The 22,943-nt window shown below is 55.1% G+C and carries 26 protein-coding genes and 1 tRNA gene; 13 read left to right on the top strand and 14 right to left on the bottom strand.

The annotated features are described in order from the left end of the window. From gluQRS to ACZ5RG_RS04575, 3 genes are all read left to right on the top strand, one after another. Nucleotides 1-942: a tRNA glutamyl-Q(34) synthetase GluQRS gene (gene gluQRS, locus ACZ5RG_RS04585; RefSeq protein WP_464447900.1), complete on the top strand. Its 942-nt coding sequence runs from the start codon at nucleotides 1-3 to the stop codon at nucleotides 940-942. 98 nt (nucleotides 943-1,040) lie between these two features. Beyond that, complete coding sequence (trmB, locus tag ACZ5RG_RS04580) at nucleotides 1,041-1,781, top strand: tRNA (guanosine(46)-N7)-methyltransferase TrmB (protein ID WP_464447899.1); 741 nt, start codon at nucleotides 1,041-1,043, stop codon at nucleotides 1,779-1,781. 1 nt (nucleotide 1,782) lies between these two features. Next, entirely contained in the window at nucleotides 1,783-2,694 is a 912-nt protein-coding gene (locus tag ACZ5RG_RS04575; protein WP_315236609.1) for a pseudouridine synthase, read from the top strand. Here the strand turns inward: ACZ5RG_RS04575 and ACZ5RG_RS04570 are convergent, their stop codons facing one another. From ACZ5RG_RS04570 to alaS, 3 genes are all read right to left on the bottom strand, one after another. Further along, a complete protein-coding gene (locus tag ACZ5RG_RS04570; protein ID WP_464447898.1) occupies nucleotides 2,695-3,813 on the bottom strand; it encodes a transglutaminase-like domain-containing protein in 1,119 nt (372 codons plus the stop codon). A gap of 162 nt (nucleotides 3,814-3,975) precedes the next feature. Next, complete coding sequence (locus tag ACZ5RG_RS04565) at nucleotides 3,976-4,524, bottom strand: TlpA family protein disulfide reductase (RefSeq protein WP_464447897.1); 549 nt, start codon at nucleotides 4,522-4,524, stop codon at nucleotides 3,976-3,978. Continuing rightward, nucleotides 4,524-7,175: an alanine--tRNA ligase gene (gene alaS, locus ACZ5RG_RS04560; RefSeq protein WP_464447896.1), complete on the bottom strand. Its 2,652-nt coding sequence runs from the start codon at nucleotides 7,173-7,175 to the stop codon at nucleotides 4,524-4,526. Before alaS ends, ACZ5RG_RS04565 begins: the two co-directional genes overlap by 1 nt. Nucleotides 7,176-7,321: 146 nt before the next feature. On the opposite strand from alaS, the gene ACZ5RG_RS04555 reads away from it, so the two are divergent. Next, nucleotides 7,322-8,800, top strand: coding sequence for an NAD-dependent succinate-semialdehyde dehydrogenase (locus ACZ5RG_RS04555; RefSeq protein ID WP_464447895.1), 1,479 nt, complete (start codon nucleotides 7,322-7,324; stop codon nucleotides 8,798-8,800). A 79-nt stretch (nucleotides 8,801-8,879) separates the two neighbouring features. Here ACZ5RG_RS04555 and ACZ5RG_RS04550 read toward each other — a convergent pair whose 3' ends face one another. Further along, nucleotides 8,880-9,902: a tripartite tricarboxylate transporter substrate binding protein gene (locus tag ACZ5RG_RS04550; RefSeq protein ID WP_298597042.1), complete on the bottom strand. Its 1,023-nt coding sequence runs from the start codon at nucleotides 9,900-9,902 to the stop codon at nucleotides 8,880-8,882. Between the two features lie 174 nt (nucleotides 9,903-10,076). Between ACZ5RG_RS04550 and ACZ5RG_RS04545 the strand changes: the two genes are divergently transcribed. The 3 genes from ACZ5RG_RS04545 (at nucleotide 10,077) to ACZ5RG_RS04535 (ending at nucleotide 11,922) form a co-directional block, all read left to right on the top strand. Next, nucleotides 10,077-10,150, top strand: a tRNA-Gly gene (locus ACZ5RG_RS04545). 75 nt (nucleotides 10,151-10,225) lie between these two features. Then, a complete protein-coding gene (locus tag ACZ5RG_RS04540; RefSeq protein ID WP_464447894.1) occupies nucleotides 10,226-11,668 on the top strand; it encodes a site-specific integrase in 1,443 nt (480 codons plus the stop codon). Beyond that, nucleotides 11,665-11,922 carry a hypothetical protein gene (locus tag ACZ5RG_RS04535; RefSeq protein ID WP_464447893.1) on the top strand — a complete coding sequence of 86 codons (258 nt, stop codon included), beginning with the start codon at nucleotides 11,665-11,667 and terminating at the stop codon, nucleotides 11,920-11,922. The genes ACZ5RG_RS04540 and ACZ5RG_RS04535 overlap by 4 nt, the downstream gene beginning before the upstream one ends. On the opposite strand, the gene ACZ5RG_RS04530 is transcribed toward ACZ5RG_RS04535, so the two are convergent. Continuing rightward, on the bottom strand, nucleotides 11,919-12,095 hold the full coding sequence (locus ACZ5RG_RS04530; RefSeq protein WP_464447892.1) for a hypothetical protein: 177 nt from the start codon (nucleotides 12,093-12,095) through the stop codon (nucleotides 11,919-11,921). The genes ACZ5RG_RS04535 and ACZ5RG_RS04530 overlap by 4 nt on opposite strands. Before the next feature lie 338 nt (nucleotides 12,096-12,433). On the opposite strand from ACZ5RG_RS04530, the gene ACZ5RG_RS04525 reads away from it, so the two are divergent. Continuing rightward, complete coding sequence (locus ACZ5RG_RS04525) at nucleotides 12,434-12,919, top strand: replication/maintenance protein RepL (protein WP_464447891.1); 486 nt, start codon at nucleotides 12,434-12,436, stop codon at nucleotides 12,917-12,919. Between the two features lie 125 nt (nucleotides 12,920-13,044). On the opposite strand, the gene ACZ5RG_RS04520 is transcribed toward ACZ5RG_RS04525, so the two are convergent. After that, a complete protein-coding gene (locus ACZ5RG_RS04520; RefSeq protein WP_464447890.1) occupies nucleotides 13,045-13,386 on the bottom strand; it encodes a helix-turn-helix domain-containing protein in 342 nt (113 codons plus the stop codon). Between the two features lie 140 nt (nucleotides 13,387-13,526). Here ACZ5RG_RS04520 and ACZ5RG_RS04515 point away from each other — a divergent pair, with 140 nt between their 5' ends. Both ACZ5RG_RS04515 and ACZ5RG_RS04510 read left to right on the top strand, forming a co-directional pair. Continuing rightward, the gene (locus tag ACZ5RG_RS04515) at nucleotides 13,527-13,835 is read left to right on the top strand and encodes a hypothetical protein (RefSeq protein ID WP_464447889.1); all 309 of its coding nucleotides are present in this window, start codon (nucleotides 13,527-13,529) and stop codon (nucleotides 13,833-13,835) included. Between the two features lie 3 nt (nucleotides 13,836-13,838). After that, nucleotides 13,839-14,135, top strand: coding sequence for a hypothetical protein (locus ACZ5RG_RS04510; protein WP_464447888.1), 297 nt, complete (start codon nucleotides 13,839-13,841; stop codon nucleotides 14,133-14,135). 262 nt (nucleotides 14,136-14,397) lie between these two features. Here ACZ5RG_RS04510 and ACZ5RG_RS04505 read toward each other — a convergent pair whose 3' ends face one another. From ACZ5RG_RS04505 to ACZ5RG_RS04495, 3 genes are read right to left on the bottom strand one after another with little or no spacing between them, the layout of a single operon-like run. Further along, the gene (locus ACZ5RG_RS04505) at nucleotides 14,398-14,781 is read right to left on the bottom strand and encodes a hypothetical protein (RefSeq protein ID WP_464447887.1); all 384 of its coding nucleotides are present in this window, start codon (nucleotides 14,779-14,781) and stop codon (nucleotides 14,398-14,400) included. Between the two features lie 57 nt (nucleotides 14,782-14,838). Continuing rightward, nucleotides 14,839-15,996 carry a site-specific integrase gene (locus ACZ5RG_RS04500; protein ID WP_464447886.1) on the bottom strand — a complete coding sequence of 386 codons (1,158 nt, stop codon included), beginning with the start codon at nucleotides 15,994-15,996 and terminating at the stop codon, nucleotides 14,839-14,841. After that, nucleotides 15,980-16,255: a hypothetical protein gene (locus tag ACZ5RG_RS04495; RefSeq protein WP_464447885.1), complete on the bottom strand. Its 276-nt coding sequence runs from the start codon at nucleotides 16,253-16,255 to the stop codon at nucleotides 15,980-15,982. Before ACZ5RG_RS04495 ends, ACZ5RG_RS04500 begins: the two co-directional genes overlap by 17 nt. A 282-nt stretch (nucleotides 16,256-16,537) precedes the next feature. On the opposite strand from ACZ5RG_RS04495, the gene ACZ5RG_RS04490 reads away from it, so the two are divergent. Next, nucleotides 16,538-17,455, top strand: coding sequence for a hypothetical protein (locus ACZ5RG_RS04490; protein ID WP_464447884.1), 918 nt, complete (start codon nucleotides 16,538-16,540; stop codon nucleotides 17,453-17,455). 279 nt (nucleotides 17,456-17,734) lie between these two features. Next, complete coding sequence (locus tag ACZ5RG_RS04485) at nucleotides 17,735-18,523, top strand: plasmid replication/partition related protein (protein ID WP_464447883.1); 789 nt, start codon at nucleotides 17,735-17,737, stop codon at nucleotides 18,521-18,523. Nucleotides 18,524-18,585: 62 nt separating this feature from the next. Here the strand turns inward: ACZ5RG_RS04485 and ACZ5RG_RS04480 are convergent, their stop codons facing one another. The 3 genes from ACZ5RG_RS04480 to ACZ5RG_RS04470 form a co-directional block, all read right to left on the bottom strand. Next, nucleotides 18,586-19,539, bottom strand: a complete 954-nt coding sequence (locus ACZ5RG_RS04480) for a helix-turn-helix domain-containing protein (protein WP_464447882.1) — start codon at nucleotides 19,537-19,539, stop codon at nucleotides 18,586-18,588. A gap of 166 nt (nucleotides 19,540-19,705) precedes the next feature. Further along, nucleotides 19,706-20,347 carry a CoA transferase subunit B gene (locus tag ACZ5RG_RS04475; RefSeq protein ID WP_298598022.1) on the bottom strand — a complete coding sequence of 214 codons (642 nt, stop codon included), beginning with the start codon at nucleotides 20,345-20,347 and terminating at the stop codon, nucleotides 19,706-19,708. Nucleotide 20,348: 1 nt separating this feature from the next. Continuing rightward, nucleotides 20,349-21,056: a CoA transferase subunit A gene (locus ACZ5RG_RS04470; protein WP_298598019.1), complete on the bottom strand. Its 708-nt coding sequence runs from the start codon at nucleotides 21,054-21,056 to the stop codon at nucleotides 20,349-20,351. Nucleotides 21,057-21,151: 95 nt separating this feature from the next. Between ACZ5RG_RS04470 and ACZ5RG_RS04465 the strand changes: the two genes are divergently transcribed. Next, nucleotides 21,152-21,712, top strand: coding sequence for a LuxR C-terminal-related transcriptional regulator (locus ACZ5RG_RS04465; RefSeq protein WP_312260002.1), 561 nt, complete (start codon nucleotides 21,152-21,154; stop codon nucleotides 21,710-21,712). A 7-nt stretch (nucleotides 21,713-21,719) separates the two neighbouring features. On the opposite strand, the gene ACZ5RG_RS04460 is transcribed toward ACZ5RG_RS04465, so the two are convergent. Continuing rightward, a complete protein-coding gene (locus ACZ5RG_RS04460) occupies nucleotides 21,720-22,391 on the bottom strand; it encodes a nitroreductase (protein ID WP_464447881.1) in 672 nt (223 codons plus the stop codon). 83 nt (nucleotides 22,392-22,474) lie between these two features. Beyond that, the gene (locus tag ACZ5RG_RS04455; RefSeq protein ID WP_464447880.1) at nucleotides 22,475-22,900 is read right to left on the bottom strand and encodes a carboxymuconolactone decarboxylase family protein; all 426 of its coding nucleotides are present in this window, start codon (nucleotides 22,898-22,900) and stop codon (nucleotides 22,475-22,477) included. Nucleotides 22,901-22,943 lie beyond the last annotated feature (43 nt).

The following is a 22,943-nucleotide window of genomic DNA, read 5'->3' as shown; positions in this document are numbered from 1 at the left end:
ATGACAGTGCGGTACACAGGCCGGTTTGCGCCTTCGCCAACCGGCCTTTTGCATGCTGGCTCGCTGGTGGCGGCACTGGCCAGTTGGCTGGATGCCCGCGCCCACGGTGGGCAATGGCGCTTGCGCATCGAAGACGTGGACACCCCGCGCTGTGTGCCGCAGGCCGATGCGGCCATCCAGCAACAGCTGAGCGCTTGTGGTTTGGTGCCCGATGGCCTCGGTGCCGATGCTCAAAATCCATTTGGTCCCGTATGGCGGCAAAGTCAGCGTGCACACGTCTACCAACAAGCGCTTGACACCCTGGTGACCCATGGTTGGGCCTATCCCTGCGGCTGTTCGCGCAAAGATATCGAGGCCGCTATCGAAACGGCACAAGCCCCGTCTGCGGCACGCCACCAAGCTGCGATTTACCCCGGTACATGCCGCGATGGGCTGAAAGGCAAACCTGCCAGGGCTTGGCGTTTGAATGTGCGCGCCGTACAAACCGCGCTCGACTTGCCCCAAGTCAAGCACTGGCAAGACCGGCGTTTGGGGCCACAACAACAAAACGTGCTCACAGAAGTGGGCGACTTTGTGCTTCGCCGCGCCGATGGCCTGTGGGCCTACCAAATGGCAGTCGTGGTGGACGATGCCGAACAAGGCATCACCCACGTGGTGCGCGGGGAAGACCTGGCCGACAACACCGCGCGACAAATCTTGCTGCAACGCGCCTTGGGCCTGCCCACGCCGCAGTACCTGCACACACCTTTGGTGCTGGGCGCCAATGGCGAGAAGCTCAGCAAGCAAAACGGGGCACTGGCGCTGGATTTGCGCGTGCCACTGAACGCACTCAATGCGGCAGCGCAAGTGCTGGGGCTGCCTGTCGTTTGCGATAAAACGGCCATCACACAAGCCTTGGCACAGTGGGTACAGGTCTGGCGCTCAAGCAATAAACTGAGTTGATACTTCGATGCCAACGGCCAGGCAGGCGCGCCGGGCCAGCAAATGGCAACTTTGGGAACCGCGATAATCACAGGGTTTGCTTACTCACCCTGCCCCTCATGACGACGCCTGAAGACACCACGAACGCCCCGGCCATCGACGCCACACAAGCCAAAGACGCCCCCTTCATGCGCACCATCAAGACCTATGTGCTGCGTGCCGGGCGCATGGGCTCGGGTCAAGTACGGGCGTTTGAGCAATTCGGGCCGCTTTTTTTGATCCCTTACAGCGCCGAGCGTCTGGACGTACCGGCCGCGTTTGGGCGCAGTGCCCCGCTGATTCTTGAAATCGGTTTTGGCATGGGTGACGCCACAGCCAAGATCGCGCAGGTGCGCCCGAACGACAATTTTTTGTGCTGCGAAGTGCATGAACCGGGTGTGGGCGCCCTGCTCAAACGCTGCGGCGAAGAGCACATTGGCAACATCCGCATCGTGCAGCACGACGCGATTGAGGTCATGGACAACATGCTGGGCACCGACAGCCTGGACGGCGTGCATATTTTCTTTCCGGACCCTTGGCACAAAAGCCGCCACCACAAGCGCCGCCTGATCCAGTCGCCCTTCATCCATCGTTTGGCCCAGCACATCAAGCCCGGTGGCTACCTGCACCTGGCCACCGACTGGCAGCCTTACTCTGAGCAAATGATGGGCGTGCTGGGTGCCGAACCTTTGTTGGTGAACACCAGCGATGCCGCAGACGGCTTTGCCGCCAAACCCGACTACAGGCCCCTGACTAAATTTGAGAACCGGGGCCTCAAGCTGGGCCATGGCGTGTGGGACTTGGTGTTCCGCCGCGTCTGACATGAGCCAAGCGGGCCAAGGGCCTCAATTGCCCATGCGCGATGGCGTGAGCGCCAGCGTGGTTTCGGTCCCGCCAGCCTGCACGCTCAATGTGCTCGATTTTTTGGCTGCACGCATGCCCAGCATCGCGCGCAGCGAATGGGCACAGCGCTTGCAGCAAGGCTTGGTCTTGCAAGAAAACGGTCAGCCCGCCCTGCCCGACCAAGCCTGCCAGCCGGGTCAACGCTTTTATTACTACCGCAACCTGGTCGATGAACCGGTCTTGCCCGTGCAAGCGCGCATCGTGTTTGAAGACGATCACCTGCTGGTGGCCGACAAACCGCATTTCATGCCCGTCACCCCCAGCGGGCGCTATGTCCAGCAAAGCCTGTTGGTGCAGCTCAAACGCCTGACCGCTTGCGCCGACTTGGTGCCTCTGCACCGCATTGACCGGGAAACCGCAGGCTTGGTGCTGTTGGGCAAACGCCTGCATGAGCGCGATGCTTATCACGCCCTGTTCCGCGACAAACACATTCACAAGACGTACCACGCCGTTGCAGCATGGCCACCTGAGGTGGCTTTGCCACGCGTACACACCAGCCGCTTGGTGCCGGGCGAGCCCTTCTTCAGAACCCAAGAAGTTGCTGGCCAAGCCAACAGCGAAACCCGCATCAGCCTGCTGCGCACCGCAGGTGAACGGGCGCTCTACCAACTTGAACCCATCACCGGCAAGCGCCATCAGCTGCGGGTGCACATGAACGCTTTGGGCATGCCCATTGAGGGCGACTTGTTTTACCCGACCGTGCTGCGCGGGCCGGATGCCCCGGAAGACTTTAGCCAACCCTTGCAGTTGCTGGCCCAATCGGTGCAGTTCACCGACCCACACACGGGGCAAGCCCGTGTGTTTGAAAGCCAGCTGCAACTGCAGCTGTGATCAGCCCTTGATTTCTGTCGCCGTGATCGTGTACTTGAACGCGTCTGGTGCGTAAGAGTCCAAACGACCTTCAGCCGTCTCGGCCACCGGGTACATCAAGAAATTGACAGGGCCGGCTTTGGCCCCAGGCAAGCTCACATCGTGCGATGTGTTCCAAGCCATCCAGTTGCCTTCCCAGCCGCCAAACAAGTGCTTGTACACCGGGGCCACCACGGGGTGGTTGGTTTTCTTGATCCAATCGGCGGTTTCGAGACGCATGACTTTGGCCACGTCGGCGGGGTCCATCGCCACCCAACCATGGGCTTGCAAATACACCTCAGCGCGGCAATGTTGTGCTCCCTTGAGGCTGGCCGGGTTGCCCGACAGCTCTTTGTAGCCAAACTCCGAAGGCGCCAATCGAATGCCGTACACATCACGGGCTGGCACGCCCACCGCACGGCACAGGCCCACAAACAAGGCGTTCAAGTCGGCGCACTTGCCGCCAAGGTTGCCGGTTTCCAGCATGGTCTTGATGTCGCCCTCGCCGCAGCCGCGTGTCTTGGGGTCACGAAAGGCGTTGCTCACCACCCAGTCATAGACTGCCCGGGCTTTTTGTTCGTCCGTCTTCGCGCCCTTGGTGGCTTGCAGTGCGGTGGTGCGCACAATGCCATCAAGGGGCAGCATCTGGGTGGCGCGCGTGTAGTGGCGCAGGGTGTCGGCCGCTTCGGGCGCGAAGCTGCGGCCCGCCGACAACTCGGCCGCACGGTTTTGGGTTTGCACACGGCTGGTGATTTCGATGACTGGACGCACGCCTTCAGCGAACTCGGCCACCACAAAGCGGGCCCCTTCCACCAGATCGCTGCCCATCCGGGCCGTGCCGTTGCTGCTGAATCGGGTGTCCAGGGAATTCTGCCAGGCGGTGTTCATGCTGGGCACAGGCAACCACACGCGCGTGGCACCTTGTGGTTCGGCGATTTCCACGCGGGTGGTCACATCAAACGTGCGCCAATTGCCCACGGCGGGGGCAAAGCGGCGTTCAGCCGATGGGGCCGTGGTTTGGGCATGCAACCAAGTGGGTGCAGCGATCATGGCGCTCAGAGCGGCGCCTCCTTTGAGCAAAGAACGGCGGGCAGTGGTCATGGAAAGAACTCCGAAATAGGGGATGAGACCTGTCGGCACATGCAAGGCGTGATGAAAAACAGCCAATGCCCCGAAGGCAGGTCGCCCTGCACAAAGCGCGCAGAGCCCGGCGATTATGACCGACCGACGAATCGCCCGATGGGGACGCCCGGAAGGCCTTGCTTAGGGGTGGCGAACCGCCTGAGACACAGGCTGTACTCGCAAATCATGGAGCCAAGCCCGCGAGATGGGGCCGTTCCAGTCCACCTCGCCAACCACACGCCAACGCGCTTGACCATCTGGCCCGATCAAGACCGTGGTCGGGTAAATGCGCACGCCCCACTGCCGGGTCAAATCGCCTTGCGCATCCAGCACCACGGGCAAATCCAAGTGCTGCGCAGACATGAACCGGCGTACCGTGCTGGCGGTTTCTTTCACGTTGATGCCAATCACGACGGCATGAGTGGCATCACTTTGGCCATCGACTCGGCCTTTGTGCAGTGCCTGCAAGGACGGCATTTCTTCTTTGCAAGGGCCGCACCACGTAGCCCAAAAGTTGAGCACGACCACCCGGCCCTTGAGGTCGGCGCTGGTCCAGCGCTGGCCTTGCACATCCACCACGTCCATCTTGGGCGTGGCTTGCGACCGAGGCCAGGGGGTTTTGTCAAACTGGGCATGGGCCAGCAGCGGTGCCCAAAGCACCACAGAGACCCAAGCACGCCCAAGCGTCATCAAAGCCGCTCGGTCACCCAAGCCTGCACGCTGGCCATCGCAGCAGGCAGTGCCGCAGCATCGGTGCCACCGGCCATGGCCATGTCGGGCTTGCCGCCGCCTTTGCCACCCACTTGTTGAGCCACATAGTTGGCCAGCTCACCCGCCTTGACCTTGCCTGTGCTGTCGGCTGTCACGCCAGCGGCGATCTGGACCTTGTCGCCATCCACGGCGGTCAAGACAATCACGGCGGTCTTGAGCTTGTCTTTCAACTTGTCCACGGTGTCACGCAGGGTTTTGGCATCGGCACCTTCCAGCTTGGCCACCACCAATTTGATGCCCTTGATGTCCACCGCCTGCGTCATCAACTCGTCGCCCTGGGCTGAAGCCAGCTTGCCTTTGGCAGCAGCCAGTTCTTTCTCGAGCGCTTTCACCTGGTCCAGCACTTGCGCAATCCGGGCGTTCAACTCAGAGGGCTGGGCCTTGAGCGTACCGGCGGCTTGGGTCACCGTGTCTTCCAGCGATTGCAGATAAGCCAGCGCGTTCTGACCGGTCACGGCTTCGATGCGGCGCACGCCTGCTGCCACGCCACCTTCGCCAACGATCTTGAACAGGCCAATGTCACCGGTGGCTTTGACGTGGGTGCCGCCGCACAATTCGCGGCTTGTGCCAATGTCGAGCACGCGCACGGTCTCGCCGTACTTCTCACCAAACAACATCATGGCGCCGGTTTTCTGGGCACTTTCAATGTCCATCACCCGCGCTTGTGCAGCGGCGTTGGCCAAAATTTCGGCGTTCACACGCGCTTCGATTTCGCGGATTTCGGCGTCGGTCACAGGCGCGTTGTGCGCAAAGTCAAAACGGGTGCGCTCAGGCGTCACCAAACTGCCCTTTTGCTGCACGTGGCTGCCCAGCACTTCGCGCAGAGCCTTGTGCATCAAATGCGTGGCGCTGTGGTTGCGCACGGTGGCCGCACGCAGGGCCGTATCCACATGGGCTTGCACCGCGTCGCCCACTTTGAGGCTGCCTGATTTGACTTCGCCGTGGTGGCCAAATACATCGGCCTTGATCTTGAGGGTGTCGGCCACATTGAACTGACCGCCCGCGTTGTGCAGCATGCCCTGGTCGCCCGCCTGACCACCCGACTCGGCATAAAACGGCGTTGTGTCCAGCACGACAACACCCGCTTGACCGGCCTTGAGTTCGGTCACGGCAGCGCCATCGGCAAACAAAGCCAACACTTTGGCGTTGGACATCAGGTCTTCATAGCCCACGAAGTCGTTGCCCGCACCGGCGTAGTCCAGTGCTTTGTCCATCTTGAATTTGCCTGCAGCACGAGCCTGGGCTTTTTGCTTTTCCATGGCAGCGGCAAAACCGGCTTCGTCCACGCTGAGGCCGCGCTCACGGCACACGTCGGCCGACAAATCAAGCGGAAAGCCGTAGGTGTCATGCAGCTTGAACGCCACTTCGCCGGGCAACACTTTCACGCCACCTTCAAGGGCTGCGTCCAGAATTTGCATGCCGCTTTGCAAGGTCTCAAAGAAGCGCACTTCTTCAATCCGCAAGATCTCGGCAATGCGTTCGGCTTGATTGGCCATGTTGGGGTAAGCCGCGCCCATCAGTTGGACCAGATCGGGCACCAGCTTGTGAAAGAACGGGGTTTTCTGGCCCAGCAAATACCCGTGCCGAATGGCGCGGCGAATGATGCGGCGCTGCACATAGCCCCGGCCTTCGTTGCTCGGCACCACGCCGTCGCTCACCAAGAAAGACGTGGCGCGGATGTGGTCGGCGATCACACGCAAGGACTTGTGACCCAAATCGGTACAGCCGGTTTCGCGCGAAGCGGCTTTGATCAGCGCGTCAAAAATGTCGATCTCGTAGTTGCTGTGAACATGTTGCAAGATGGCCGCCAGGCGTTCAAGGCCCATGCCGGTGTCCACGCAGGGCGCTGGCAGCGGGGTCACGGCACCGGTCTCGTCCATGTTGAACTGCATGAACACGTTGTTCCAGATCTCGATGAAACGGTCGCCGTCTTCGTCGGGGCTGCCGGGCGGGCCACCAGGAATATGGTCGCCGTGGTCGTAAAAGATTTCAGAGCAAGGGCCGCAAGGGCCGGTGTCGGCCATCATCCAGAAGTTGTCAGACTTGTAGCGCCCGCCTTTGTTGTCGCCAATGCGGATGATGCGGGTTTCCTGCACGATGCGCTCGGGCGTCCAGCCCGCCTTGACAAAAATGGCCTCCCAAATGGCATAAGCCTCATCGTCTTCCATGTACACGGTGGCGTACAGCTTGTCAGCGGGCAGCTTGTAGACCTGTGTCAAGAGCTCCCACGCCCACTCCAGCGACTCGCGCTTGAAGTAGTCGCCAAATGACCAGTTGCCCAGCATTTCAAAGAAGGTGTGGTGACGGGCGGTGTAGCCTACGTTCTCCAGGTCGTTGTGCTTGCCACCGGCACGCAGGCAAGCCTGCACAGACGCGGCACGCACATACGAGCGCTTGTCCGAGCCCAAAAACACGTCCTTGAACTGGACCATGCCCGAGTTGGTGAACATGAGGGTCGGGTCGTTGCCCGGCACCAGGGGGCTGGACGCCACCACGGTGTGGCCCTTGGACTCAAAAAAGTCCAGGAAAGTCTTGCGGATGTCGGCGACGGAAATAACGGTTTGGCTCATGGTGTTCTTTGCTTTAGATGCAACCGGTCATTATAAGTTTGCCCCCGCAGGCAGTTGTTTGCGTGACAGGCGGCATGCGCCAACTGCGATATGGTCCGTAGCATGGCACAATTTATTTAACAGGTTAAATAATCACAGGAGACCCCATGAACGCCCTCACATCGCCCCTCGCCCTGCTCAACGACCCCACTTTGTTCAAAACCGATGCCCTGATCAACGGCCAATGGGTCGCAGGCAGCCAGCGTTTTGAGGTGACCGACCCGGCCACTGGCGGCCACTTGGCCAGCGTGGCCAACCTGGGCGCGGTCGAAGCCGAAGCCGCCATTGCCGCCGCCAACACAGCCTGGGGCCCCTGGAAAACCAAGACGGCCAAAGAGCGCAGCATCATCTTGCGCAAATGGTTTGACCTGCTGATCGCCAACACCGAAGACCTGGCGCGGCTGATGACCGCAGAAAACGGCAAGCCAATCGCCGAGTCGCGTGGCGAAGTGGCTTATGGCGCGAGTTTTGTGGAGTGGTTTGCCGAAGAGGCCAAACGCGTCAATGGCGAGACCTTGCCGCAGTTCGACAATAACCGCCGCCTGCTGGTGCTCAAGCAGCCCATTGGTGTGTGCGCGGCCATCACGCCCTGGAACTTTCCGCTGGCCATGATCACCCGCAAGGTGGCCCCTGCTCTGGCCGCTGGCTGCCCCGTGGTCATCAAACCCGCCGAGCAAACCCCGCTCACCGCCCTGGCGGCTGCCGAGTTGGCCATCCGCGCGGGCATCCCGGCTGGCGTGCTCAACATCATCACCGCCGACGGCAACAACTCGATCGCCATTGGCCAGGTTTTGTGTGCCAGCGATGTGGTGCGCCACATCAGCTTCACTGGCTCTACCGAAGTGGGCCGCATCTTGATGGCGCAATCGGCCCCGACGGTGAAAAAAATGTCTTTGGAGTTGGGGGGCAACGCGCCCTTCATCGTGTTTGAAGACGCCGACATCGACAGCGCCGTCGAGGGTGCATTTGCCAGCAAATACCGCAACGCGGGCCAGACCTGTGTGTGCTCCAACCGTTTTTATGTGCAGGAATCGGTGTACGAAGAATTCGCCACCAAGTTCGCAGCCAAGGTCAAAACGGCCAAAGTCGGCAACGGCTTTGCCGATGGTGTGAACCAAGGCCCGCTGATCGAGCCTTCGGCCCTCGACAAAGTGGAGCGCCATGTGAAAGACGCTGTGGCCAAAGGTGCCCGCGTGCTCACCGGTGGCAAGCGCCTGGACGGCCAGTTCTTTGAGCCCACCGTGGTCGCCGACGCCACCGCCGACATGGTCTGCGCCAAGGAAGAAACCTTTGGCCCCTTCGCGCCGATCTTCAAGTTCAAGACCGAGCAAGACGCCATCTTTGCGGCCAACAACACCGAATTTGGCCTGGCCAGTTACTTTTACAGCCGCGATGTGGGACGCATCTTCCGCGTGAGCGAGGCGCTCGAATACGGCATGGTCGGCATCAACGTGGGCATTTTGGCCACCGAACACGTGCCCTTTGGGGGCGTCAAGCAATCGGGCCTGGGCCGCGAAGGCTCCAGCCACGGCATGGACGACTATGTCGAGATCAAATACCTCTGCGTGGGCGATATCCTGAAATGACTGCCCGAAGCGACAAAAGCCGCCAGCAGCACTGACGGCTTTGCGTGGTTGAAATCAAGGCACCCCAGGGTGCCTTTTTTCATGACTTTTTGGCCAAACCCAAGCGTTCAATCGTGCCACGCTCGGCCTCGAAGGTGCGCTGTCCATACCGGGTGTATTCCTCGGTGCCCATGTAGATCACAGGCTGGAAGAAACGGTCCAGGGTCTCGAGCACCTTGGGGTCTTCCAGCGTTTTCTTGAACGCGTCGTGCAACACCCGCACCACGGCAGGATCCATGCCCTTGGGGCCGCCAATGCCAAAGGGCGATTCGCTGATCGTGTCCCAGCCGCTTTCCTTCACCGTCGGAATGTCCGGGAATGCCTTGGTGCGGTTACGACCCAGCGTGGCCAACAGGCGCAGCTTGCCCTCTTTGACCAGTGGTGCGAATTCGGTCGTGCCGCTCATCACGCGAATGTGCCCGCCCAAAATAGCTTGCATCAACTCGGCCGAGCCTTTGTAGGGAATGTGATTGAGCTCAATACCCGCTTTTTGCGAAAACTCTTCGATGGCCAGGTGCGGCGTGGTGCCGGTCCCAGTGCTGCCGTATTCCACTTTGCCCGGGTTGGCTTTGGCATAAGCCACCATCTCCTTGAGCGTCTTGAAGGGCGCGTCCATGGTCGCCACCAAGCCAAAGGTATAGCCCGTCAGGCACGCGATGTGGGTGAGGTCTTTCACCGGATCAAACGCCATTTTTTGCATGTGCGGCAGACGGTAAATGCCCAGCGGCAATTGCGTGAGCATGTAGCCATCGGGCTTGGCGTTGACCATGGCGGTCGCGCCCAAAGTGCCGCCTGCGCCGGGCCGGTTGTCAACGATCACCGAAACGCCCAAGGCGCGCGAAGCGCTTTCGGCAAAAGCACGCATCACAGCATCGCTGCTGCCGCCCGGTGGCCAAGGCGCAATCAGCGTGATGGGTTTGTTGGGGAATGCGCTCTGAGCCCACACGCTGCTGCTCATCAAAGCGGGCGCGGCCATGCCCGCCAAAATGCCGGCCATGCCTTGCAGTGTTTGACGACGTGGGCGGTCAGGGTTCAGGTCATGGGGTTCGGTAGGGACTTTCATGTGCAGGCGCTCCTTGAGGGCTGAAAACATTCAATTTAAAGACCCACAGCCCCTGCGTCCATCGGGTAAGCCCCCAGCCAAGCCCAATCAGGTCACACGCGTGACAAATCGAACACGCAAGCGCCCGCATGAGCGCCTGCCTTGCCGTGTTTTCAGGCAGTACAATCAAACCACGCGGGTGTCGTTTAATGGTAGGACTCTTGCTTCCCAAGCAAATAACGTGGGTTCGATTCCCATCTCCCGCTCCAAGTTTCATAACTTGTTGATTTACAAAGGATTTTTCACCTCTTCGCGGCCTCTGGTGTCCCGAATAGGTGTCCCGAGTGATCAAAGTTCCACGGCTCAAAACGAACCGACATGGCGTTTTTTGTGTTCGCGTCTACTGGCGCGACGAGGCAGGCAGGCTTCGTGAAAGCCTCTATAGCCTAGGAACAAAAGAACCTTCTATTGCCCGAGTGCTTGCGCTAAAGTTCAATGAAACACTTGAACGACAGCGCATGACACGAAACAAGCCCCCCGCCCTCTTGGAAGCCTTGGACAAGGCATCCCATCGGTTTGAATTCGATATATCCAAAGGCATCATGAAGGCGGACGGTCCCGAAGACCATGCTCGATTGATGGAGGCCATCCAAGCCTATAAAGAGCTTCACGGCACCGCCCCAAGCCTTCAAGAAGCCATGAACATGGGCAGGCCTGCCCTACCCCAGTCCACCACCCCTAAACGCCTGATCACGCGATCCAAAAAGTTCTCCGAGGTGGTGGCCATCTATCTGGAAGAACGCAAGTTAGACAACAAGGAAAACACACGCAAAGAGAAGGCACGCACCTATGCCGACTTTCAAGACCTGCTGGGTGATGTGGAGATCAATTTGTTCACCAAGGCCGAGGGCGTGCAGTGGAAGACCCACGACATGGGACGAGGCCTCAAAGCCAACAGCGTGAACAGTCGAATTGGTGAACTGAACGACCTGTTCAAATGGGCCATCAATAACGGCCATTACACGGCCAGCGACAAAAGTCCCGTGGACGGCTTACGCATTGGCAAAAAAAGCCAGCTTGCAGCCAAGACGCAAAGTTATGAACCGTTCACCAATGACGAGTTGAAGAAAATCTTTGGCACGGGTTATCTGAAAAAGTTCAACAAACCCGATTTCTATTGGGTGCCATTGGTGGCCCTTTTCACAGGCGCAAGGCGTGAAGAACTCGCCAGCCTCAAAGCGGTCAACGTCAACACCGTGGACGGCATCCCATCCATTCAAATCGAAGACGGCAAAAACCAGAACGCCCGACGACTGGTGCCCATCCATCCCCAATTGATTGAACTGGGCTTCATGGACTACGCCCAACACGTTCAAGGGCTAGGTGCTGAATATCTGTTTCCCTATCTGGTGGACGGCCCGAACGGACGAGGCAAGAACGTAGGACGACACTTCTCCAACTGGCTGGGCGAGCTGGGTATTAACAGCCCCCGAAAGGTGTTCCACTCATTCAGGCACACCGTGATCACCCGACTACACGCCACAGGAGCCAACCCCGCCCATGTGATGCAGATCGCAGGCCATGCTGACGAGGCAAAGGGCGTTCACTTCAACACTTACACCCACGATGTGGGCCTGAAAGCATTGGCCGACACGCAGGGCGTGTTGCGGTATGCTTTGGACTTCCAAACGTTGAGGATTGAAGACCCGAGTTTTTCTAAAATCCTTCACCGCTGGAATATGCAGAAAGAACGAAAGCTCCGATTCACTCCCAAAGGATATATATGACTTCAGCAACCTTTATTACATTTGAAAATACAAATGTGACGATTAACGTCAAGGAAATTTTTTTATTATCCGCCCGATCAAGTGGCGCCAAATATATTTTGGCAGTTTCAGAAAATGGACTCACTCACACTTTCCCATTTGATGAAAACAAAGATAATTCAGGAATCCCATCTGAATTTTTGAGCAACATTCATAAAAGCGCACTCACCTTAGAACATGGTGATGCTTTTAAATCTAGAAAAAATGTTCTTTAAAATTTTTGCTTTTTTGGTATCGAAATGGGGGTGATTTGAACCGAATTTTCAAGCATAGGCTTTGCTGCCTTGAGAAATTCACAAACCTCCTCCATAGTATCGCTTAGCAAATTCACTTGCTCAACTATTGCTTCGATCTTTTTTTTCATTTCTTCGATTTCTTTTTTATCCATATCCACCTCTTCTTTACAACACTACCAAGGCTACTGATTTTTGTCAAGTTTGGGCGCGCAAGCAAAAGCCGAAATTTATTACTTTTAATTTTGGGAAATATCCTCACCCTAATATAAAGATAAAGATAAAGATAAAGATAAAGAAATAGAGGGATTTTTGAACACCGCATGGATAGGGGCTTTCAGCGCAGGCATTATATCATAGACGATATACGATTATATCGTGTAGGATATAGCTTTATGCCTTCTTTGACATGTTCAGAAAATTTTTATGCGAAAAAGCTTGACATGAAAGATATAATTTTTTATAAGTTTTATATGCTTATGAAAGGCTTGATATGAATGAAGATTTTGATTTTACGAAAGGTGTTGAGTTCGCGACTTTGCGTGAATTACCTCAAATTTTGACCGAAAAATCTGACATACAAGATAAGAGGATCACTGTTATTGTTAAAAAAGGGACCGTAAAGACCAATAGCGAGTTCGTTATTATGTTTTACAAAAATGTCCTCGCCGATATTTTGGCTTCAAAACTTACTTTGACGGATGTAAAGGTTTTGCTCGGAGTTCTGGATCATGTTGGCCGTGGCAATGTGATCAACTTAACTCAGAATCAAATTGCCACTGAAATTGGAATTACACAGCCTCAGGTTTCAAAATCATGGAAGAAATTGATTGACTCCAAGATTTTTTTGCAAAATATACATGGAAGTGTCTTTTTGAATCCCCATTACATGGCAAAACAAAGCCTTAGAAGCGTCAAAAACTCAGAGTCCTATACCTTGGCAAAGTACAGAAATAGTTCGTTAACGCCTCCGTTTTAAGGGCTCGCGCCCTCGTCGCTTTGCTCCTCACCCCGACAGGCTACGCCTGTCAGTTTTTTTGGATGGTTTGAACCTCTCAAAACCGAAAAACGGGAGCGAAGCTCCCCGCCCGAAGGGCGGAATCTTCAAAGGGTGTGCGCTGACCGCTTTGGCTTTTTGTTGCCCAAAAACTGCTTGTTCAAGGCCTTGCGTTCTCGCTCGGCCAGCTCCTTGGCTCGCCAGTCGTGCCTCTTGTCCTTGTCCAGCCCCCTAAAAAAATCGGATGGCTCCATATCCAAAGCCTGAACAATGCGCACGATATTTACCAAGGCCAAATTACGCTCACCACGCTCAACCCCTCCCATGTAGCTGCGATCAATCTCGCACGCATCGGCGAAGGCTTCCTGTGAAAGGTTGCGCTCGATGCGGTAGGCCCGCACCATGGCCCCAAAGTCTTGAAGGATGGGGAGTTTTTCAGTTTTTGGCATGCCTCTAGTCTGCGTAATTCAGGCCAAACATGCCACGTTCTAACGGTTCGCGTTTTATAAGTTCGCGGTTTATGAGCACTTTTTTGATATGATCCATCTACAGGCCGCACGGTGCAGCCTGCACCTGAAAGGATGAGACGATGAAACGCGCACTTTGTGCCATCGGATGGACGCTCTTGGTCTCCACGGGTATGGCTCAGTCCATGCCTCCAAAGATTTCCAAAGTTGAAGGCAGTTGTGCCAATGGCAACGACCACTTCGTGATGACCATCCACCATGATCGCTTCACTGACACCAAGCATGGCTCCATGCACCTCTATGTCTATGAAGGTCCTCTAGGTAATGGTTGGATTAGATCCAAAGTGAATTTAGACCAGGCAAGGAGCTTCGTGTGCAAAGAAACCCGCACCCGTTGGCTACCCGACGACAGCACACCCATTGACGAATGACCTATGCAGATTTCTGAGTCAGTGATCCATGGCATTTTTTTGATCTACCTGGTGGTCAGTGCTGGCCGCATCGCCTTCTATTGGCCTCAGATCTCCGCGATTTTGAAATGTCAGAACGGCGCTTCTTCTTCCAGCGCTCTATCACAGGGCTATTTTGCGATGGCGTTCTGGATTTCTACTCTGTATTTCTGCACGGTCAAACCAGATTTATGGGCAGGCTTAGTCGCGGCAGGCAATGCCTTGGCCTCGACTTTCACCACCTTCTGCATTCTGTGGAAACGGCATCCACAAAATGAGTGATCAATTTTTAGTCAACATCAATTCAAGGGGAGGAGACATCCGCCTACAGTCAAACAACGCATTTCAAATCCAAATCTCAACTTTTCAAGAAGGAAATTCAGATGTTCACCAATTTGATCAATCGCAAAACCACGTTGGAGCGTTGCAATTACTGCTATGGCTCTGGCAAAGAATCAGACGGCTATCGCTGCCGAACTTGCAACGGAAGAGGCACCATTTGAAAAAGGCCCTAAAGGGCCTTTTTTGGTGGGTTCCTGTCGTCTCACCCTAAACGAGGTTTCAACTTTGGCGCTGCTACGTTTTCGGCTTGCTGTTGAGGGCGTGCGATGTTGGCCAAATTGGCTTTCATAGATGCTTCAAGGTTAGCCGTCGATGTGGCGTTGATGGTTTCGTTCAGGGTGTTGATGATTCTGGTGGTCTCCAAAATCTGAGAAAGACTCATGGCCCCACCTGATTGACTGGCTTGATCAATTTCAAATCGTTGGCTAAACGCCTCCATGATGGAGTCCGCCAACAAGACCCCAATGCATGCCGTATTGTCTTTTGCATGCGGATCATAATAATTACCAGCGCGATTACATGCCAATATATGCAGCAAAACAATAATCAACCAATTTTGGCTCAAATTCACATTAAATTTTCCCATTATATTCTCCTTAAATAAAATAATGAATAAATACAATGGGTGATTTTTAATATAATGTCAATATCTCATGCTGGGTTTCAATTTCCTGCTGATGGTATATGCGGGCATTGGCACTTTTGGCGCGTTTGGGCTTGGCATGGACACCGCTGGTGGCTGGAATTCTTTTAAAAGGGCCTTTTTCCGTGTTTTATGTGGCGTTCGAATGACATCCGATGCCTTGGCCTTACAGGACACGCCACCGCCACCGCTCTTGGCGTAGCCATACCCCTGCTGGGTTTTCGTGCTGGCATGGCCCAAAGCTGCCGCCGTGTCGTCGGAATCTTCTCCGTTCACGGCTTTCAATTCAGACGCGAACGCATGCCGAAAACTGTAGGCCGTGGGTTTATTGCCCAAGTTGGGAAACGCTTTTTCACTGGCGTTGATCACAGTGTCTCTGATGGCGTTGGCTTTGGCCATCAATTCCATGTTCTTCTTGCCGTTCATGGCCCTTTCCAATGCGATGAACTCAGGCCTGACCTGTCCGTGTTTGTCCAGATCGTCCAGCCGTGAGATCGTCAGAACGCGCAAACTTTGGCCCGTGGTGAAGGTCTTGCCATCCTTCGTTCGTGGCCCTGTTTTTTTGCCTGCAATCGTGAATTCATAGGTGTCCTGATCCACCTGTTTAACCAAGACGCCGTTTTCAAACTCAGAAGGACGACAACCACACAGGGCCATCGCTGCCACATGTGCACGATACTTTGACCCCTTGGGCACCGCTCCCAATACGTTTGTTTTCCACTGCGGTGGCAGTTTGCCCACGGCACGTTTGCCGTGGGTTTTCTGAATCATTCCCTTTGCTGACCCCATGAAGGGGCCAGCATTTTGCACGGCATCCAAACGATTCAAGCGTTCCACAATTCCCAAGCGCTCCACCTCACGCATGAAGCCGCTTTCAGTTCCCTTCAAGGCGCCGCCGTTATTTTCGACGGCGACCTTTCGCCACTTGTCCAATTCGTTCAAACTCGACCGCAATGCCTTCGCTTCTAAATGCAAATACGCCGCCCTCATGCCGTAATAGGTGCGCTTGCATGTCGCTGCCTCCATCGGCAAGCGACCATTCAAAGCAGCATACTTTTGCTGATAGTCCCGCCTTGTCGTTTCCGACAAGGCTTTCCATTCGGTCGTTGACTTCATCATCGACCTGGCTGACTTGATCTGTTCAAATAATTTTTCCATCGTCATCTTGTCCCCCTTCCTCTTCTAAAAAAATCCGACACGCGCAGCGTGTCCGTCCACCCCCTTGGGGGGTGAGACGGAAGGGGGGCAGGCCAACGCTGTTGGCCGAGGCGCTTTGCGCCTCATGTCTTTGCGTCTTCAAGACGTCAGCCGCCTTCGCTTCCCTGACGACTTGAATCCCCAAAGACAGAAAAGGCACACAAGAAACCATCGTGCTGGCTCGCCCGATGTTTCCTTGTGTGCCTTTTGCTTCGCTCATCTCTTCGTCCTCCGTCCTTCGTTCTTCGCTGCGCGTTTTGTGGCCGCCTTCGCTTCCCCACAAAACTTGCCTTCGGTTTGCTCACTCCGTTCCCAAACCTGCGCGCCTCTGTTATCCTTTCACTTCGTTCCAGGATGAGGCTTGCGGGCATTTCACTTCGTGATTTATTCCGTTCGTTTCACTCTCTTCATAAAACATGCCCATATTCTGTAGTATTCCCGTTGGTCATACATACAGAATATGAAATTTTTTCATTTTTTGCAAATGTAAAAGTAAAATGACATGACCGACGAAATACCAGCAAACCACCCTCATTACATTTTTAAAAATCTCAAAAGGATCGAGCGATGGGTGATAAATATTGTATATTTCAGTGTCTGGCGGAAATACGTCAAGACAGCTAAATTAAAAATAAATGAAAGAAAATATTTTGAACATTATTTCAAAGAGCTACATGTTAGATATTATTTAAAAGTCTACCAAGGCGGCAACTACATCACCGTAGATCGTCTAATTTTAAATTTTTTACTTTCACGCGTTAATGAAAATATCAAAATTCTTTTATCATCAGCAAATCCTTATAACATGGCTGGATTTGTATTTGCAATTCGATCACAGATTGAGATTAATGCTCTGGCAAATAAGTATGTATCGGATAAGTCGTATCATGAAAAATTTATAAAACTCAATGAAGATCGCGCTAAAGTAACCGAGTTAGATACGGTAATTAATATAAATACATTGGTAAGCAAAATGGATCAATCCTTCATTCCTTATAGGAAAATATATGATGCCCTTAGCTTATTTCTACACCCCAATCCATCTGCACTTGGATTTTATGCACAGTACCGCGACTCAAAATATCCCGATTCTTTTGGGCACCCTATTATTAAAAAATATTTTGATGCATCCGTATCAATAAACCCAGAATCCGAGCAATGGTTTAATAAAAATTTGTGGAATTTTTTAACTCTACTAGAGCACTTCATTTTGATTTTTGATGAAATTAATCATAAGTTTTATGTAGACGATGCCGATAAGGAACATCATCATATTTTTGTGCAGGCTACCTTTATGAACAAACATCAAAAAGAGATATTGAAAGCAATAAATGAAGCTGCTAGCAACGGTGAGGATCAACAAGAAGCCTTCAATAATATTTATAAAAAAATTATAAATGAATATAAATTGAAAAAATGATGATAAATTCACCATAGAGCTTAGTTGTGATAAATGAGTTGTATGCTAGAATTTTAAATTCGGGACCCGTTCCCGAGTAGGTGTCCCGATAAACTGACCAGATCCGTGCGTTTTTCGGTGAAAAACCTAATGTAATCAAAGAGATGCGGATGTTGTGGATTGATCTCCCATCTCCCGCTCCACACAAAGAAGGCCCCGAAAGGGGCCTTCAGCGTTCAGAGCCCCTCGGTCTTTGCGACCGCCGAGCCTCTTGCACGTCCCACTGCCCTATTTTTCCCCATGAACATCACCGTCAACGAAGAACTCAAAGCCTACATCGACCCCTTGACGCCCGATGAACACGTGGCGCTGGAGCGCAGCATCATGGCCGAGGGTTGCCGAGATGCGCTTGTGCTGTGGGGTGATGTGTTGGTAGACGGACACAACCGCTACGGCATTTGCCAAAAACATGGCCTGCCTTTTCAAACCGTGCAAAACACGCGCTTTCAGTCGATGGAAGACGTGCACCTGTGGATGATTGACCAGCACTTGGGAAGGCGCAGCGTGTCAGATTTCCAGCGCGGCGTGCTGGCACTGAGAAAACGCGAAATTTTGGCCGAGCGGCGGGCGAATGCCATCGCCGCAACAGATGACGCCCATGCGGTGCCGTTTTCAAGCGACAAAAACACCGAAACAGCCGAAACCAATCCACTCAAAAGCCGAGCCGACATCGCCAAAGCCGCCCGCTTGAGCAGCAGCCAGGTGGTGCAAATCGAGAAAATTCAGAAACAAGCCGCACCAGAGTTGGTGGCCGCCATCAAGGCCGGCGCGATCTCCATCAACGCCGCAGCCGCTGTGGCCAGTCTGCCTGCCGAAGAACAAAAATCGGCGGCTTTGGCGGGCAAGGACCAATTAAAGCAAGCCGCCAAACGGGTGCGCGACATCAGCCGCAAACCTGCCCAAGAAGACGCCACAACGGCGTCTGTGGATGAGGTTCAAAGGCTGAAGGAGCGTGTGGCCGCCTTGAGCGCAGAAAACCAAGAACTGCGTGCCCAAGTGGCCGAGCTTCAAGCCCGTTTGATCGGCTGAAGACTTGACAACGCCTCTTTGAATCCAACGCCCCATCTCTGCGCGGGTTCATCTGCCGGGTGTCAGTAGGAGGTGCTGCCCTCTTGCAAAGCCAAAGTGGTCACTTGCGTCTCGGGCAGGCGCAAACGCACCCCTTGAAAATACAGTTGGGCTTGCTGGGGTTGCTCAAAATGCACGCGCCAAGGCGGCGGACCATAAACACTGCGGGTCTCATGGGTTTTGAGCGCCAAGACGGTGCTCGCACCAGAGGCATCAACCACGCACACAGCGCCATCTTTTTGGGCCACGATGTAAACCATATTGCCCGATTTGCTGGGGCGAGTGGGCACAAGCACGGTGCCGGCTTCGACCTTGCCGCACAGACCCAAGGCCACATGTCGGCTCTGAACGGGTTCGGCCACTTGTGTCGCCATGGCAGCTTGGGCCAATGTGGGGACATGTTTGTCGGCTTCCACGGCTTGGGCCAATGGCGCAGCAGGCGCATCAGCAGGCAAAGCAAGGGCAGGCGTTGCAAGCGCTGGTGCTGCTGAAGACGGCTCGACCGCAAGGGTTGCAAAAACGCTGGGGGTTTCGCGCCAAAACTGCTGAGAACCACCGTGTTGCCATTTTTGCTGAAGCCAACCCGACGCCGAAACCACGGCCATCAAGATCAAAATCGGCGCTGCGATCAGTCCGGGTTGTCGGTAAAAGACCGAAGTCGGCTTGCGTGGCACCGATTTTTGCCCAAACAAGTGCGTCAAATCCTGAATCACCTTTGGCTCGTCCTGCGCCTGGAAGTCATCCAATGGTTGAACCACGACAGCAGGATCACCACCCAATAAGCGGGCCAATTTGCGGGCTGCACTTTCCTTGATCGCAGGTGTGTAAAAAAGCGAGTGTCCCCCGCCTTCCAGTTGCCGTATTTGGGCCACCGACAAATTGGATTTGCTCGCCAATGCGCTCACTTCCAACTGCTGAGACACACGCCACTCGTGCAACAACTCTCCACGGACTCGATCTGCGTACGGATTGGACATGCTGAAGTCAAAAAACTGCTATTTTGTATTGCTTTTGTGAGATTTGTACTCAGTAGAAACCCATAATCAAGTTATTTTTTGACCATAGGAATTAAATTAATCAAAAAATTCATCAAAAATAAAAAACCGCAACAAGTTGCGGTTTTCAGATGACGCTCAAGCCCAATCAGAAGATCAACTTCACACCCGTCTTGCTTTGCAGCGCCTCAGGCGTCACGCCCGGGGCCAGTTCGACCACTTTGAGGCCTGCCTCGGTCACATCCATCACCGCCAAGTCGGTGATGATGCGGTCCACCACGCCTACGCCAGTCAATGGCAAGGTGCACTGGGGCAAAATTTTCAAATCCTCGGTGCCGTCTTTCTTTTTGGCCACGTGCTCCATCAAGATGATCACGCGCTTGACGCCTGCGACCAGGTCCATTGCGCCGCCCATGCCCTTGACCATCTTGCCGGGGATCATCCAGTTGGCCAAGTCGCCTTTTTCGCTCACCTGCATCGCGCCCAGAATCGACAAGTTGATCTTGCCGCCCCGAATCATGGCAAACGACTGCTCGCTGCCAAAAATCGACGAGCCCTTGATGGTCGTGACGGTCTGCTTGCCCGCGTTGATCAGGTCGGCATCGACCTCGTCTTCGGACGGGAACGGGCCAATGCCCAGCATGCCGTTTTCGCTTTGCAACCACACCTCTTTGTCGGCGGGCACAAAGTTGGCCACCAGCGTGGGGATGCCGATGCCCAAGTTCACATAAAAACCGTCTTCCAGTTCGTGGGCCGCACGGGCGGCCATTTGGTCTTGACTCCAGCTCATATCAGATACCCGCCTTTTCAGTGATGGTGCGTTTTTCGATGCGCTTTTCAGGGTGCTGGTTCAGCACAATGCGATGCACATAAATGCCAGGCAGGTGCACGCTGTCTGGGTGCATGGCACCGGTTTCCACAATTTCATCGACCTCAACCACACAGATCTTGCCTGCCATGGCCACGGCCGGATTGAAGTTGCGCGAGGTGTAACGGAACTGCAGGTTGCCGGACTTGTCGGCCCGGTGAGCTTTGACCAGCGACACATCGGGCACCAAAGAGCGTTCCATCAAATAAGTCTCGCCGTCAAACTCGCGCAGCTCTTTGCCCTCGGCCACCAAAGTGCCCACACCGGTCTTGGTGAAGAAGGCCGGGATGCCCGCACCGCCCGCGCGCAGCTTTTCGGCCAGCGTGCCTTGGGGTGTGAACTCCAGCGCCAGCTCGCCTGCCAAGTACTGGCGCTCGAATTCTTTGTTCTCGCCCACATAAGAAGAAATCATCTTCTTGATCTGGCGGGTCTGCAGCAGCTTGCCGAGGCCAAAGTCGTCCACGCCCGCGTTGTTGGAAATCGCAGTCAGGTTTTGCACGCCGCTGTCACGCAACGCGTCAATCAGGGCTTCGGGGATGCCGCACAGGCCAAAGCCACCCACGCCAATGAGTTGCCCGTCAGCCACGATGCCTTTCAAGGCCTCTGCTGCGGAAGGAAAAATCTTGTTCACGCCAATCTCCATGAGGGGTTGAGAGCGTTACGATACTACGTAATCCCATACGTAGTTTTTCGTAGAGGGCAGCCCTATTGCAAAGCCAAGCCTTGATGACCCCGGACATCGATTACCGACTCGCCTTCGACCTCGCCCCCATCGGCATGGTGCTGTCGCGCAACCGCGCCATCGTTGACTGCAACCAGCGGGTATGTGAGATGTTTGGCTTGACACGCGAACAACTCATCGGCCAGAGCTTTCAACTGCTCTACCCCAGCGCAGATGAATACGAACGCACAGGGCAACGCATTGCACCCATCCTGAATGCCAACGGTGTGTACGCAGACGACCGGGTGATGAAGCGGGTGGATGGCCGCCTCAAAGGCGAAACTTTCTGGTGCCATGTCACGGGCAGGGCACTCAACCGCGAGGCCCCACACGCAGCGGGCATCTGGACTTTTGAAGACTTGTCGGCCCGTAAACCGGTCAGGGCCGAGCTCACCGCCCGCGAACGCGAAGTCGCGGCCCACCTGATGGACGGTCTGACCAGCAAGGAAATGGGTCGCGCCTTGGGCATCAGCCACCGCACCGTCGAAATTTACCGCGTCAAGTTGATGCGCAAGTACCAGGCCTCAGGAGCCGCTGATTTGATTCAGAAGCTGGTGCGGGGGTGAACTTGCCTCAGAAGCCCACGTAGCGCACGAATTTCTCTGAACTCTCGCGGACCGACTTCACGCTGTTGGCCACAAAGTCTTCGTCCGGATAACCCATGGCAATGCAGATCATGATGTTTTGGTCGTCCGGAATGCCCGCATGCTCGCGCACCACAGCAGATTGCATGATGCCCTGCCCATTGATCACGCTGCCCAAGCCTCGCTCCCACGCCGCCAACACCAGTGCGTGCGACAAAGCGCCCAGGTCAAACTGGCTGATGGCGGCAGGCTCAAGGTATTTGTCGTAAGTCAGCACCAGCGACACCGGCGCATCAAACTGCCTGAAACCCCGCATGACCCAATCGGTGCGGCGAGCTTTGTCGTCACGGGCAATGCCCATGACATCGAACAACTGCACAGCAATGCCCACCTGGCGTTCGCGGTGAATGCCCTCATAGGATTCTTTCATCGGGAAATCGCGCTGGGGTGGCACCCCCTTGCGCATGTTCTCGGTGTTGCCCTGGCGAATGCGCTCCAAGGGTTCACCGGTCACCACATGCACATGCCAAGGCTGGGTGTTCATGGACGACGGTGCCCATTTGGCCACCTCGATGATTTCTTCGATCACCTCGCGGGGCACGGGTTTGGGCAGGTAGCCGCGAATGCTTTTGCGGGCCTTGATGAGTTCTGAAAATTCCATGGAAGGTCTCCTCATTCAAGGATGTGTGAAAAGCATTGCACCGTCAATGCGGCCCTGTTGCATCGGTTACATGCCGCTTGTGCTCAAGCCAACGACTCGACCACCTCGGTCACCGTGCGAAACGCATCGATGGCGGTGGGAAATCCGCAGTACACCGTGGCGTGCAACATCACTTCGCGCAGCTCTTCGGGCGTGACCCCATTGTTGAGTGCGCCGCGCACATGGCCTTTGAGCTCATGCTGTTTGCCCAAAGCGGTGAGCATGGCCACAGTCACCAAGCTGCGGGTTTTGAGGTCCAGACCCGGGCGCTGCCACACATTGCCCCAGGCATTGCGGGTGATGAACTCCTGCATGGGCAAGGTGTATTCGGTGGCGTTGCCAAAGGCGCGGTCCACAAATTCGGCCCCCATGACCTGCGTGCGGGTGTCGATGCCCGCCTGGAAGGTGGCGTCATCCATGCGCTCGGCACGGGCTTGTTGCGAGGGCGAAAGGGGTGGTGTTGTGGACATGACAGGCTCCTGAAATGGTCGTCAGCATAATCTGTCGCGTGGC

Source organism: Limnohabitans sp. TEGF005 (assembly GCF_055394835.1).
The sequence above is the reverse complement of the archived record's forward strand: the minus strand, read 5'-3'. Positions and strand labels throughout refer to the sequence as shown.